The 13,948-nt window shown below is 71.6% G+C and carries 12 protein-coding genes; 8 read left to right on the forward strand and 4 right to left on the reverse strand.

Annotated features, from left to right (window positions below):
• Positions 1 to 405: 405 nt before the first annotated feature.
• Genes AWX74_RS23305 through AWX74_RS23315 form a run of 3 tightly spaced genes read right to left on the reverse strand, consistent with a single transcriptional unit; the run spans position 406 to position 3,670 of the window.
• Positions 406 to 1,122, reverse strand: a complete 717-nt coding sequence (locus tag AWX74_RS23305; protein ID WP_091280843.1) for an ABC transporter permease — start codon at positions 1,120 to 1,122, stop codon at positions 406 to 408.
• The gene (locus tag AWX74_RS23310) at positions 1,119 to 2,738 is read right to left on the reverse strand and encodes a DUF1349 domain-containing protein (protein ID WP_091280846.1); all 1,620 of its coding nucleotides are present in this window, start codon (positions 2,736 to 2,738) and stop codon (positions 1,119 to 1,121) included. The genes AWX74_RS23305 and AWX74_RS23310 overlap by 4 nt, the downstream gene beginning before the upstream one ends.
• Complete coding sequence (locus AWX74_RS23315) at positions 2,735 to 3,670, reverse strand: ATP-binding cassette domain-containing protein (RefSeq protein WP_091280849.1); 936 nt, start codon at positions 3,668 to 3,670, stop codon at positions 2,735 to 2,737. Before AWX74_RS23315 ends, AWX74_RS23310 begins: the two co-directional genes overlap by 4 nt.
• An 86-nt stretch (positions 3,671 to 3,756) precedes the next feature.
• Here AWX74_RS23315 and AWX74_RS23320 point away from each other — a divergent pair, with 86 nt between their 5' ends.
• Entirely contained in the window at positions 3,757 to 4,419 is a 663-nt protein-coding gene (locus AWX74_RS23320; protein ID WP_091281017.1) for a response regulator transcription factor, read from the forward strand.
• A 47-nt stretch (positions 4,420 to 4,466) separates the two neighbouring features.
• Positions 4,467 to 5,561 (forward strand): sensor histidine kinase, encoded by a 1,095-nt coding sequence (locus AWX74_RS23325; protein WP_226931309.1) that lies wholly within the window; start codon positions 4,467 to 4,469, stop codon positions 5,559 to 5,561.
• Positions 5,562 to 5,649: 88 nt separating this feature from the next.
• On the opposite strand, the gene AWX74_RS23330 is transcribed toward AWX74_RS23325, so the two are convergent.
• Positions 5,650 to 6,597, reverse strand: a complete 948-nt coding sequence (locus AWX74_RS23330) for a TauD/TfdA dioxygenase family protein (protein WP_091280852.1) — start codon at positions 6,595 to 6,597, stop codon at positions 5,650 to 5,652.
• Positions 6,598 to 6,940: 343 nt separating this feature from the next.
• Here AWX74_RS23330 and AWX74_RS23335 point away from each other — a divergent pair, with 343 nt between their 5' ends.
• From AWX74_RS23335 to AWX74_RS23360, 6 genes are all read left to right on the forward strand, one after another.
• The gene (locus tag AWX74_RS23335) at positions 6,941 to 7,351 is read left to right on the forward strand and encodes an RrF2 family transcriptional regulator (protein ID WP_091280856.1); all 411 of its coding nucleotides are present in this window, start codon (positions 6,941 to 6,943) and stop codon (positions 7,349 to 7,351) included.
• A 451-nt stretch (positions 7,352 to 7,802) separates the two neighbouring features.
• Complete coding sequence (locus tag AWX74_RS23340) at positions 7,803 to 8,846, forward strand: sulfate ABC transporter substrate-binding protein (RefSeq protein WP_165615750.1); 1,044 nt, start codon at positions 7,803 to 7,805, stop codon at positions 8,844 to 8,846.
• 4 nt (positions 8,847 to 8,850) lie between these two features.
• A complete protein-coding gene (gene cysT / locus AWX74_RS23345; RefSeq protein WP_091280863.1) occupies positions 8,851 to 9,699 on the forward strand; it encodes a sulfate ABC transporter permease subunit CysT in 849 nt (282 codons plus the stop codon).
• Complete coding sequence (locus AWX74_RS23350; protein WP_207550396.1) at positions 9,692 to 10,585, forward strand: sulfate ABC transporter permease; 894 nt, start codon at positions 9,692 to 9,694, stop codon at positions 10,583 to 10,585. Before cysT ends, AWX74_RS23350 begins: the two co-directional genes overlap by 8 nt.
• A complete protein-coding gene (locus AWX74_RS23355; protein ID WP_091280865.1) occupies positions 10,582 to 11,604 on the forward strand; it encodes a sulfate/molybdate ABC transporter ATP-binding protein in 1,023 nt (340 codons plus the stop codon). Before AWX74_RS23350 ends, AWX74_RS23355 begins: the two co-directional genes overlap by 4 nt.
• Before the next feature lie 1,005 nt (positions 11,605 to 12,609).
• Entirely contained in the window at positions 12,610 to 13,947 is a 1,338-nt protein-coding gene (locus AWX74_RS23360; protein ID WP_091280867.1) for a vanadium-dependent haloperoxidase, read from the forward strand.
• The last annotated feature ends 1 nt before the right edge of the window (position 13,948 follow it).

The following is a 13,948-nucleotide window of genomic DNA, read 5'->3' on the forward strand; positions in this document are numbered from 1 at the left end:
AGCGGATTCGCACCGCCGGAAATTGTCAGACCGAGCACGGTCGAGGCCACCACCAAATACACCCGCGCGTTGCCGGCGGCGGACCCGAATGCCCGAAGCCCCACGCGGCGGCCCCGATCGGCGGCTTCCGTCCGTCGAACGCATGCCCGCAGGTCGCAGGCCCGGTAACCATCAAGGCCCTACGCACCCACGCCGAGCCGACACCCGAGCCGATCCGATGACGCCGCACAGCAACACCTGACCGGGGCAGAGCGCACCACGTTTGCCGAGTAGCTACCGGTAGGCCGCCGCGAGGGTTTCCGGTGGAGTTCGCAGGATATTCTCGCCGGCCTCCGGGTGGGTACGCCACGACGGATACTCCGCCGGCAGACAGGTGCAGGGCCCCGCCGACAGCTGCAGGGCCCGTCAGACATCGCGGCGTTCCAGGAGCGCCGCGCCGGCGAGCAGTGCGCCGGCGGCCCACAGTGCCAGGACCCCGAGGCCCGTCCAGGGGCCGATGTCGAGGTCGGCGCCGGTCGCCTGCACCGCGAGCCCGGCGCTCGCCGGGCCGATCTGGCGCAGGTGCCGTTGCCAGGCCGGGTCGGCGACCGCGGCGGTGACGACCGGCAGCACGTACAGGAGCGCGAGGACGGAGCCCACCCCGGCGGCGGAGCTGCGTACGCAGGTCACGATGCCGAGGCTCAGCAGTCCGATGAGAACCAGGTAGAGCACCGAGCCGACGGCCGGGCGCGCGGCGACGGCGTCCGCGGGCAGCGCCAGCCGGGCGGCCAGGAGGCAACCGGCCACCGCGATGGTCGCCGCGGCTGCCAGCACGCCGGCGACGACCACCGCCTTGGCGGCCAGCACACAGCTGCGCCGGGGAACAGCCGTCAACGTCACCGTGACCAGGCCGGTGGCGTACTCGTCGCCCATCACCAGCACCCCGAAGACCGCCACCAGTGCCTGGCCGAGCAGCACCCCGGTGAGGCCCAGCTTCGGCAGGTCGGTGCCGGGCAGCGGGTCGGTGGCCGCGGCCACCGCCGCGCTGAGCGCGACCATGCTCACGACCATCGTGACGAGCAGCGCGGGCAGGCCGGGTGATGTGCACGCCTTGGTCCACTCGGCGCGCAGCGCGTACCTCATGCGTCCCGCCAGCGCAGCGCGACCGCGGCCACGGCGAGTGCCACCACCGCCCAACCGGCGAGAACCGCCAGACCCGCCCACGGCGCGAGTGGGAAGTACCCGTCCGCCGGCGTGTAGAGATTCGCGACCTGCGGGTACTCCGGTGCCGACTGCTGCAGCGCGAACCCCGCGGCCGGGGTGACCCGCAGCAGCCACCGCGCCGCGTCGACGGGCAGGATCGTCACGGCGAGCAGGTACGGCAGCACGACGAGGACCACCGCCGCCGTGATGGCCGTGACGCCGCGTCGCAGCAACGTGCCGAGGCCGAGCGCCAGGATCGCGGCGAGGGCGAGCAGGGCGGCGGTGCCGGCCACGACGCGCAGCTCCGTCAGCATCGGCACCGGGTGGACGTACACGCCGTTGCCCCGCAGCACCCGCTGCCCGAGGGTGACGACGGCCGCGGCGGCGGCGAGGCCCGTCACGAACATGGCCCCGCTGACGACAGCCGCCTTCGCGGCCAGCACCCGCCCCCGGCCGGGACTGGCCAGGAACGTCGTCCGCAGCAGCCCGCGGCGGTACTCGGCGGTGACGAAGACGCAGCCCACGACAACCGCCACGATCAGCCCGACGAACGTGCCGACCAGGGTCTGGCTGATCGACACGCCGAGCCCCGCCGCACCCGCGACGGCGGGGGCGATGTCGCCGGAGCCTCTCAGGCGCAGGGTGTCGCCGTCGCGTTCGAAGCCCTCGGCACCGCTCGTCGGCCCGTCACCGGGGTCGCCAGCACCGCCAGGGTCGCCGGCCGCACCGATGACGTCCGGCTGCCAGGCGGTGCCGGTCCAGCCGTCCCCGGTCGAGAGGTGGTCGAAGGTTCCCGTCGCCTGGCTCGGCCCGCCCATGGCACCGGACGCCAGCCCCGCGTGGACCGCCTCGGTGTACTGCGGCGACGTGACGAACAGCCCCACCTGGGCGGTCGCCGGCAGGCCGGGCAGCCGGGCGGTGCCGATGGTGACCCACCGGACGCCGTCGGCCGACTCGGAACCCGTGACGGTGTCCCCGGCCCGGCTCAGCCGCAGCCAGCGCGGGTGGTCAGCGGTGGCGGCATCCGGCCCGCCGGCGAGGTCGTGGGTGTAGTCGTACTGCATCCGGGCGCCATGGGCACCGGTCATCATGACCGCGGCGTAGGTCGAGCCCTGGCCGGTGTCCGCCCTGACGATCAGGCCGGCCTTGGCCCACGGCGCGACCCCGTGCCTCGGCCCGTCCGCGCCGCCTCGGCCGCTGGGGCTGCCCGGGTCCCCGGTGCCGTTCCCGCTGTTCGGATCCCCCCTGTCATCGCGGCCGTTCGGGCCACCGCCGGGGAGGATGCCCGTCATGCCGGTCACCCGGACGGTGATGCTGCCGTCCCCGGCGAGTGCCTGGTGAAGGAACGTGAAGCTGTCCGTCACCTCCTCGCCGCCGGGACCCAGCGGAAGCTCGCACCCGGAGCCGGGGCCGTGTCTTCCACACGTCCCCTCCATCCCGGGCATCACCCCGAGCGCCACGATGAGCCCGGCGGCGGCGACGGTGGCGAGTACCCAGCCACGGACGGTCCGGAACTTCGTCCACTCGGCGCGCAGCGTGTTCGCGAAGCCGTTCACCGTCCCTCCCCCGCCACGGTGGCCCGGTACTCGACCGCGTCCCGGGTGAGGTTCAGGTAGGCGTCCTCCAGCGTCGCCCGGTGGGCGGTGAGCTCGGAGAACGGCACGTCGTGCCGGCCGAGCAGCCCGGCGATCTCCTCGGCCGACAGACCGGCCACCACAAGGGCGTCTGGCCCGGCCGGCGTGACGGAGCCGCCGCCGGCCGCCAGGACCGCCGCCTCCAGGACCGCAGCCGCCGGGCCGCCCGCGGTCGTCCGCACCGTGACCCGGCCGTCCGACACCGCGGCCAGCAGCTCCGCGACGCCGGCGTCCGCGAACACCTTGCCGCGGCCGACGACGACCACCCGGTCGGCGATGTCCTCCAGCTCGTTCATCAGATGGCTGGAGACCAGGACCGCACGCCCGGCGTCGGCGAGTGCCCGGGTGAAGCGGCGCATCCAGATGATTCCTTCGGGGTCCATGCCGTTGAACGGCTCGTCGAGCATGAGCGCGGGCGGGTCGCCGATCAGCGCGGCGGCGATGCCGAGCCGCTGCCGCATGCCGAGGGAGAATCCGCCGACCCGGCGACGGGCGACTGATGTCAGCCCCGCCTCCTGGAGAACCTCGTCGACGCGGCGCGCGCCGAGCCCCTGGGAGTGCGCGAGCCACAGCAGGTGGTTGCGAGCGGTGCGGCTGGGGCCGACGGCGGAGGCGTCGAGGAGCGCGCCGACGTGCCGCAGCGGGTTGCGCAGCTCGCGGTAGGGGCGCCCGCCGATGAGGGCCTCGCCGGAGTCGGCGGTGTCGAGGCCGAGGATGACCCGCATCGTGGTCGACTTACCTGCGCCGTTGGGCCCGACGAAGCCGGTGACCTGCCCCGCCGGGACGGTGAAGGTCATCCCGTCGAGCGCGGTGACCGCACCGAACCGTTTCCGTAGGCCGTTCACGTTGATCATAGAGGGAGTTCTAGCCACCCCGCGGTGTCAGGCCGGTGCCGCCGGACGACACCGGGCTGACACCGCCCGCCTGGGATGGTGGTGCGATGCGCGTCCTGGTGGTGGAGGACTTCGAGATCCTGGCCCGTGCGATCCAGAGCGGGCTGCGGCGCGAGGGGATGGCGGTCGACGTCGCGCCCGACGGCGACGACGCGCTGGCGCGCCTCGCGTCCACCCGGTACGACGTGGTGGTGCTCGACCGCGACCTTCCCGGTACGCACGGCGATGACGTGTGTCGGCGGATCGTCGTCACGTGCCCGGCCAGCCGGGTCCTCATGCTGACCGCGTCGAGCACGGTCCGGGACCGGGTCGACGGGCTCGGTCTGGGTGCCGACGACTACCTGACGAAGCCGTTCGACTTCGCGGAGCTGGTGGCCCGGGTCCGCGCGCTGGCCCGCCGGCCGACCGCACTGGTTCCGCCGGTGCTGGAACACGGGGATCTGACCCTCGACCCGGGCCGGCGGGTCGCGTCGCGAGCAGGGCGGCGCCTCGACCTCAGCCCCAAGGAGCTCGCGCTGCTGGAGTGCCTGCTCGCCGCGGCGGGACGTCCGGTGCCTGCCGAGGAGCTGCTGGAACGGGTGTGGGACGAGGCGGCGGACCCGTTCACGACGGCGGTGAAGACGACGGTCCGCCGGCTGCGGGCGAAACTCGGTGATCCGCCGGTGGTCCACACGGTGCGCGAGGGCGGCTACCGGATCGGCGAGCCCTGATGACCCGGCGCCGGCGGCTGTGGGCACCGTTGATACGGACACAGCGGTTGCGGACACAGCTGATGCTGCTCTACGCCGTCCCTTTCTTCGTGTCCGGGGCGACGTTGCTGACCGCGGCGCTGGTCGGGACGAGGGTGTCGGTGCCCGCGCCCGCGGCGGGTGAGCCGGTCGGGGTCGGGCCCGCGGCGCGGCCGGACACGACGACACAGTTCCCGTTCCTCGTCTGGCTGGTGATCATGATCGTGCTGGCCGTGGCCTCCATCGGGGTGGGCTGGCTGGTGTCGGCACGGTTCCTGCGGCCCCTGCGCGCGATCACCACGGCCGCAAGGGACATCTCGGCGAGCAACCTGCATCGCCGGCTGGGGCCCACCGGCCGCACCGACGAGTTCGCGGAGCTCGCCGCGACCCTCGACGACCTCTTCGCACGCCTGGAGGCCTCGTTCGCGTCACAGCGGCGCTTCGTCGCGCACGCGTCGCACGAGCTGCGCACGCCGCTGGCAGCGCAACGTACCGTGCTCCAGGTCGCCCTCGCCGACCCCGGCACGACCGTCGACTCGCTGCGCGCCACCTGCGAGGAGGTGCTGGGACTGGGCACCGTCCAGGAGCAGCTGATCGGCTCGCTGCTCACCCTGGCCAGCGGTCAGCAGGGCGTGGAGCGGCCGGAGTCGTTCGACCTGGCCGACCTCGCCCGGCAGGTGCTCTCCCGCCGGCCGGCGATCCGGCCCGCCGAGCTGACTGTCACCGCGTCCCTGGGCTCGGCACTGGTCTCGGGCGACCCGAGGCTCGTGGAGAGCCTGCTGGCGAACCTCGTCGACAACGCGATCCGCTACAACCGGCCGGGCGGCCTGGTCGAGGTGAGGACGTCCACCACCGCGGGCGGGGCCAGCCTGATCGTCCGCAACTCGGGGCCGGTCGTGCCGCCGACGGAGGTGGGCCGGCTCTTCGAGCCGTTCCAGCAGCTGGACGGCCGGCGGATCCGGCACGGCGACGGGCACGGCCTGGGCCTCGCGATCGTGCGGGCCGTCGCCGACGCGCACGGAGCGACCCTGGTCGCGACGGCCCGGCCGACCGGCGGGCTGGACATCGAGACCACGTTCCCCGACCGCGGGGCCGGCGGCGAGGACGTCGCGCGGAACGACTAGCTGCTGTTGACCCGCCGGTTGCTGTTGACCCGCCGGGTCCGCCCGCTGCCGCCCGGTATCTCGCCCGGCCGGCATCGTCGCGCGGGGATCAACGAGGTTCGTCGCCGCGCAGCGTGACGCGCTGGATCACGCGGTGCGCGTCGCCGAAGTCGCCGGCGACGGCGTGCTGGGTCGCCCGGTTGTCCCAGAAGCCGATGGTCCCCTCCTGCCAGTGGTAGCGCACCGTGAACTCCGGACGCACCGAGTGCTGGTAGAGGAACGCGAGCAGGGCATCGCTCTCCGCGCGGTCGAGCTCGGCGATGTGCGAGGTGAAGCCCGGGTTCACGAACAGCGACTTCTTCCCGGTCTCCGGATGCGTGCGCACGACGGGGTGCGTGGCCGGCTCGAGCCTGACGAAGGTCTCGCCTTCCCAGCGCCCTTCGCCGACGAGGTCGAGGATGCCCTTGAACTGGGCCTCGCCATTGTGCACGGCGGTCAGCGTGCCCAGGAACTCCTGCAGCGCGGGGCTGAGGGCGGCGAAGGCGGCTTCCTGGTTGGAGAACAGCGTGTCGCCGCCGGCCGGGGGCACCACGACCGCCCGCAGGATCGAGCCGAGCGGCGGGCGCTTCACAAAGGTGACGTCGGTGTGCCAGTCCAGTCCGCGCGAGACGGTGCCGACCCTGCCGTAGGCCGCGGCCAGCTCCCTGGCCTTGCTGTAGTCGATCTCGAACACCTCGGGCTGCCCGTCCAGACCGGGGATGACCGGGTGGCCCTCGGTCGGCTCACCGAAGCGCCGCGCGAACGCGAGGTGCTCCGCCGGCGTCAGGTGCTGGCCCGGGAAGAACACGACCTTGTAGTGCAGCCAGGCCGCCCGCACCGCGGCGACCTCCCGCTCGTCGAGCGCGCGGACGTCGAGGCCCCGGATCTCGGCGCCGATGTTGCCCGAGAGCGGGACGATCTCGAACAGCGGCTCGGCCACCGCGGTCGCGGCCGCGGCCTGCTCCTGGCCCGCGGTGTCCGTGCCTGCGCCGGTGCCTGTGTCAGCTGTGAGAGTCATGGCTTGATCTCCTTGGTCGGCCGGCCGGGGACCGGGTCGGAAAATATTCCGCTATCTCGATCGGATTAGTCAAGATTGCGCCACCACCGTCGACGGGCCGCGAGCCGTCCACACCGGCACCGATGGGCCATACCCGTGCGCACCGGGCCGACACCGTCGACGACGAGGTCCGGGAGGTCACGGACCCCTGGCCGTCACAGGACTGCAGCAACCTGCGGGTTGACAGGCGGGACACCGACGGGTCAGCAATATTTAGTATATGCATCGAATAAGTAGACAAGGCTGGCGGCCATGCCAGCCTGATCACCGGTGATCATGAACAACCCACGCGAGGAGTACAGCCGTGTACATCTCCGCTCGCGCCGAGTACGCCATCAGGGCGATGCTGGCCCTCGCTGTCGCGCACCCGGACCGGGTCGCCGCCCCCGCACTGGCCGCGAGCGAGGAGATCTCGCTCGCCTACCTGCAGGCGATCCTGCTGGATCTACGTCGAGCCGGGCTGCTGTTCAACCGACGGGGAGTGGACGGCGGATACAGCCTGGCCCGCCCGACCGACAGCATCACCGTGGGTGACATCCTGCGGGCCACCGGCGGAGCCCTGACGAGCGTTCGCGGCGAGCCGGCCGAGCGAGCCACCTACGACGGGGCCGCCCGCGGGCTCAGCCGGGTCTGGCTGGCCGTGGATGCCGCCATCCACGACGTTCTCGATCGAGCCACCCTCGCCGACGTGCTGGCCGACAAGGTCTCCATCTAGGCGAAGTCGCCGCACGCCAGACACCTGGCGCCAAGGCCACCCGAACGGGGTCGGATCGCCGCCATGGTGGTCTAATCACTACCGAACACGATCTCGCCCCATCAAATGGCGGGGTTGCATCACCCACAGCACCCGACTCGCCACCACTGGAAACCTAGCTTCACATCCTTACCGACCAACTCTTGAAAGTCGGTCGATTAAGTGGGATATGTAGTCCTGGTCAGCGCACGCGAGCCGATCTGTCACGCAGGTACACCGCGAGGTGCACCTGCGCGGCACCGTCATCTCGCCTGTCGCTCCACCAGCGCGGGCCGCGGCAACGCGGCCCTACGGACAGCTCCCCGTGTCCATCCACACCATCATGATCCAGTTTCTGCCGAGCCTCGGGCTCGGAGATTCGCACGCGCGCAGACAGGTGCCACAGCAGGCGCCAGAGGAGGCCAGGTTTCCCATGAAGAACCGGTTCAGAGCGGTGGCGGCTCTGGCCCTAGTCGCCAGCCTGGCGATCTCCGCCTGCGGAGGAGGCGATGACGACGAAGCAGGCAGCGGCGGCGGTTCGGGCTCGTCCACGACGCTGCACATCGTCGGCTTCGCGGTGCCGGAGGCGGCGAACAAGGCCATCGCCACCGAGTGGAACAAGACCGAGGCCGGCAAGGGCGTGAAGTTCGAGACGTCCTACGGTGCCTCCGGCGACCAGAGCCGCGCGGTGGTGTCAGGCCTGAAGGCCGACTACGTCCACTTCTCCGTCGCCAGTGACGTCACCCGGCTGGTGGACGCCGGGCTCGTCGCCGACACCTGGGACGACGGCCCCACCAAGGGCATCGTGTCGTCGTCGGTCGTCGTGCTCGCCGTGCGCAAGGGCAACCCGAAGAACATCAAGGGCTGGGATGACCTGATCAAGCCGGGCATCGGCATCGTCACCCCCAACCCGGCCTCCTCCGGCTCCGCCCGGTGGAACGCGCTGGCCGCCTGGGGGCACATCGCCGCGAACGGCGGAACCGACGCCCAGGCCGAGGAGTACCTGACCAAGCTCTTCGCGAACGTGGTTTCGCTGCCCAGCAGCGGCCGTGACGCCACCACCGCCTTCCTGGGCGGCACCGGCGACGTGCTGCTCGCCTACGAGAACGAGGCCATCCTGGCCCGCCAGAGCGGCGAGGAACTCGACTGGGTCGTCCCTGACACCACCATCCTCATCGAGAACCCCGGCGCCGTCCTCACCAAGGCCGACCCGAAGGCCAAGGAGTGGTACGACTTCGTGCTGAGCCCGGAGGGCCAGCGCCAGTTCGCGCTCAAGGGCTTCCGCCCGGTCATCGACGGAGTCAAGGTCGACGAGGTCGAAGGCGCGCTCGATCCGAAGAACCCGTTCCCGACGCCGAAGAAACTGCTCACCGTCAAGGACGACTTCGAGAGCTGGTCGGCCCTGTCGAAGAAGTTCTTCGCCGAGGACACCGGCATCGTGGTCAAGGTGATCGCCGCCTCGGGCAAGGCCAAGTAGCACTGTGACATCGACAACCGTCACCGGGCGCCGATCCGCGGGAGACCGCGGGTCGGCGCCCGGCGGGCTGCCGCTGACCCGGGTGTCCGGTGTGGGCCTCGGTGTGGCGATGCTGTGGTTCAGCCTGCTCGTTCTCATCCCGCTGGCGGCGGTCGCGGTGACGGCGTCGGAAGGTGGCTGGAGCCAGTTCTGGCGCACGGTCACCCAGGAACAGACCGCCGCCGCGATCGAGCTCACCGTCGGGACCGCCTTCCTCGTCACCCTGGTCAACATCGTGATGGGCACGGCGATCGCCTGGGTGCTGGTGCGGGACAGGTTCACCGGCAAGCGTGTCCTGGAAATCCTCATCGACATCCCGTTCGCCCTGCCGACAATCGTCGCCGGGCTGGTGCTGCTTTCCCTCTACGGCCCGAAGAGCCCACTGGGTGTGAACGTGGCCAACACCCGCACCGCGGTTTTCCTCGCCTTCCTGTTCGTCACTCTGCCGTTCGTCGTCCGCACCGTGCAGCCGGTGCTGGCCGAGCTCGACCGGGAGGCCGAAGAGGCGGCGGCCTCGCTGGGCGCGCGGCGGTTCACCATCTTCCGACGGATCATTCTGCCGGGCCTGACCCCGGCCATCGCGGCCGGAGCCGCGCTGTCGTTCGCCCGCGGCGTCAGCGAATACGGCTCACTGGTGCTGTTGTCCGGCAACCTGCCGATGCATACCGAGGTGGCGTCGGTGCGCATTCTCAGCAGCATCGAGAACGACAATCCCGAGAACGCGGCGGCGGTCGCGGTCGTCCTGCTGGCGATCTCGTTCGTCGTGATCGTCGCGGTGGACGTCCTGCAGCGGAGGATGGTGCGCCGTGGCTGACACACCCACGATCGAAGCGACCGCCGACCACCCGGCCGAGCACACGCCGCGGCCCGGCCGGGCCCGGCGGCGCGGCCGGCCGCCCGTGGGCCGGTACGCACTGCGGCTGGTCGTGATCGCCTATCTGTTCCTGCTCGTGGCGTGGCCGCTCTACCTCGTCGGGAAGAACACCTTCAACGACGGCTTCGACGACCTGCGCGCCATCCTGGACGACCCCGACACCGTCCACGCGCTGCGGCTCACCCTCACGATCGCGGTCGTCTCGGTGATCATCAACACGGTGTTCGGGGTGGGCATCTCGTTCCTCCTGGTCCGCTACCGGTTCCCAGGCAAGCGGCTGCTCAACGCCCTGCTGGACGTCCCGCTGTCGGTGTCGCCGATCGTGGTCGGGCTCGCGCTGATCCTGGTCTACGGCGGCCGGGACGGCTGGTTCGGGCCGACCCTCGAAGATGCCGGTCTCCAGGTCATCTTCGCCACCCCGGGCATGATCCTGGCCACCACCTTCATCGCCCTGCCGCTGATGATCCGGGAGGTGGTCCCCGTCCTCGAGGAGATCGGGGACGACCAGGAGCAGGCCGCCCGCAGCCTCGGCGCGAACGCCGTCCAGACGTTCCGCCGCATCACCCTGCCCGCCATCAAATGGGGCGTGGTCTACGGCGTCGTGCTGAGCCTGGCCCGTGCCCTCGGCGAGTTCGGCGCGGTCAAGGTCGTCTCCGGCAATGTCTCCGGCGACACCCGCACCGCCACCCTCGTCGTCGAGGAGAAATACCTGAACTTCGACCGGGGCGGCGCCTACGCCACCGCCTTCCTGCTGGCACTCGTCGCGGTGGCCTGCATCGTCGTCGTGTCCCTCATTCGTCCGAAGGATCCGAAGGAAAAGCGGTGAGCATCGAGATCACCAATGTCAACAAGCGCTTCGGCGACTTCGTGGCGCTCGACGACGTTTCCGTGAGCATTCCGACCGGCCAGCTCACGGCACTGCTCGGCCCGTCCGGCGGCGGCAAGTCCACGCTGCTGCGCATCATCGGCGGCTTGGAGCAGGCCGACACCGGACGGGTCGTGATCGAGGGCGTCGACGCGACGAACCTGCCGCCGCAGAAACGCAACGTCGGTTTCGTCTTCCAGCACTACGCCGCGTTCAAGCACCTGTCGGTGCGGCGCAACGTGGCCTTCGGCCTGGAGATCCGCAAACGGCCGAAGGCCGAGATCCGCTCGCGGGTGGACGAGCTGCTCGCCCTCGTCCACCTGGAGCAGTTCGCCGAGCGGCTGCCCTCGCAGCTTTCCGGTGGGCAGCGGCAGCGGATGGCCCTGGCCCGCGCGCTGGCCATCGAGCCGACGGTGCTGCTGCTCGACGAGCCGTTCGGCGCGCTCGACGCCAAGGTCCGCCGGGAGCTGCGCGACTGGCTGCGCCGCCTGCACGACGAGGTGCACGTCAGCACCGTGTTCGTCACCCACGACCAGGAGGAGGCCCTCGAGGTCGCCGACGAGATCGTGGTCATCAACGAGGGGCGGATCGAGCAGATCGGGTCCCCGGACGACCTGTACGACCGGCCGGCGAACGACTTCGTCATGAGCTTCCTCGGCCCGGTCACCCAGCTCGGGGACAGGCTCGTCCGGCCACACGACCTGCAGTTGCACACCGGGGATCCGGCCGCGGGCGACATCGGCGGGCAGATCGCCCGCATCAACCGGATCGGCTTCGAGATCCGCGTCGACGTCGCCACCACCGGCCAGCCGAGCCAGGACGTCGTCGTGACACTGACCCGCAACGAGTTCCGCGCGCTGGGGCTCGACGTCGGCGCCGCGGTCAACCTCCGGCTCGCCCCGGAAAGCCACACCACCCCGGCGCCCCCCAGGCAGCCCACCCCGGCCGACACAGCGAAAAGCCTCACGCCCTCGCACTGAGCCGCACGCCGCAGCGGGGCACGGCGGGTGCGGCGCAGCGGGCGCGGCGCGGCGGGTCTGCCTCGGGCCCGCCCGCCAAGCCCCCCCCCCGGCGCAGCCCACCTCGCCGGCTGCGCATTTGCGAGTCCGCAAGCCCCGAGGGTTTTGGTCGCCCCGAGCCTGTAGCGGAATCCCGAGACGCGGCGGATCCGGGCCACCGGCCTGGGCTTGGCGGAGCCGCGCCGATGGAAGGCGAACCCCACCCGCACGGCCACCCTCATCGAGGATCCCGCACCGCTGCACAGCAATAGCATTTCACCTCAAGAGCGACAAAAAGGGCGAAGATGCACCTGGCGACCCGCAAGAAGTAAGGGTTTCGGTCGTTCCGACGACCAAAATCCTTCACTCTTGCGACTCGTCAACCCGGGCCACCGGGCTCTCGGGTATCCGGCCGCGTTCTCGGAGCGGGAACCTCCCCGCCCACCCACTTGTCGATCTTGACTGGCGCCACCACGCGACAGGCCGTCCGGCGGTCAGGATCCCCAACTCTCTTGCGCCGCAGCAGCGGCGACCCGAGGCCCGGGATTCGGCCGCGGACTCCCTGTCGACCGAACCACTCAACCCCGCGCGGTTGCGGGCCAGGGCGAGCTTGGCATGGTTCGAGGCAGCTTGACGGCGACCCGCTTCAACCGGGCCCGAAAGACGCCCGCGAGAGCACGCCAACGCTTCAACCGCAGGCGTCGGCGCACAGGCGGGGCTGACAGCGATCCACACGCGCGGCACGCGACAGCAATTCACCAAAATGTCGACCGAAAAAGTGGGAAATTGCTGTCGAGCGGGCACGGATCATGGGAGAGTCCGAGCATGCGCTCGTGTCTCCTCGTGGGTCGGCCGTACGTCGACTTCGGACGGGTGACGAGCGCGGCCTGTCACGGCCTCTGACGCACCTCGCCGTTCCCCATCAGCTCCGGCCTTCGATGCCGGCTGCCCGAAGACGCATTCGTTCCTGCCTTCACGGAGACGACCGTGCCTTTGTCGCGCGCCCGTACCCGCCCGCTCGCGCGGGCCCTCCTCCTCACCGCCACGCTGGCCGCCGCCACGCTCGCCAGCACCACCACGACCGGAGCCGTCGCCGCACCGGCACCCACCGGCTCCACCAGCAGCACCGGGCCAGGCGCGGATGTCGTGCTCGACTGGTACGACATCACCGCGCAGACGGTCGCCGCGGCGGCCCTGCCAGCCCAGGTCACCAACAGCCGGATCTGGGCCGTGAGCTGGCTGGCCGCCGACCGGGCCATCGCCAGCCGCCCCGGTGGCCCCGGTGGCTCCGGCGGGCACGGCGGCCCCGGCCGGAATGACGCGGACTTCGCGGCGGCGGCTTTCGCGACCGCCATCCACGACGGGCTCGCCGCACAGGTTCCCGCCCGTACCGCCGAGCTGGACGCGGCGCTGACCGCCACGCTGGCGGAGGTCCCCGACGGGAAGGACGAAACCGCCGGGATCTCCGCGGGGCGCCGCGCCGCCCGGGCCCTGCTCGCCGAGCGGGCCGGTGACGGGCTGGACGTCGCCTCGGTGAACGCCCCCTACACCCCGCCGGCGGAGGCGCCGGGCATCTGGCGGCCGACGCCGCCGGCCTACGCTCCCGCCGTCGGATCCGGGCAGGGCAAGGGGCGGACGTTCCTGCTCGGCCCGGCGAACCGGTTCCGTCCCGGGCCGCCGGACCCGCTCGGTTCGCCGGCCTACCAGCGTGACCTCGCCGAGGTCCGGGCCGTCGGGTCCGTCGACAGCACGGTGCGCACCGCCGAGCAGACCGACGTCGCGAAGTTCTGGGCCCAGTCGTCCCTCGCCGGCTACACCGCGATCCTGCGCGGGCTCGTCGAGCAGGAGGGCACGCGGCCGCTGGCCTGGCAGACGCATCTGGTCGCCACCTTCCACCAGGTGACCATCGACGCCCAGATCGCCGGTTACGAGGCGAAGTACGTCTACACCCGCTGGCGCCCCGTCACCGCCATCCGCTTCGCCGACACCGACGGCGACCCGACGACCGTCGCGGACCCGAACTGGACGCCGCTCATCGCGACCCCGGCACACCCCGAGTACCCGAGTGGCCACGCCACCTATGCCGGTGCCGCGCAGCGGGTGCTGGAGGCGTTCACCGGCTCGGGCCCGGCGCGGCCGATCGCCGTCACCAGCGCCACCGCACCCGGCGTCACCCGGACCTACAGCTCGTGGCGGCAGGCGACCCAGGACAACATCGACGCCCGGGTCTGGGAAGGCGTCCATTTCCGCCACACCGACGAGATCGGCGCCCAGCTCGGCCGGACCGTCGCCGCCTACGACCTGCGCCGGATCGACCTCCGCTAGT

Origin of the sequence: Parafrankia irregularis (assembly GCF_001536285.1) — a bacterium.
Lineage (GTDB): Bacteria > Actinomycetota > Actinomycetes > Frankiales > Frankiaceae > Parafrankia > Parafrankia irregularis.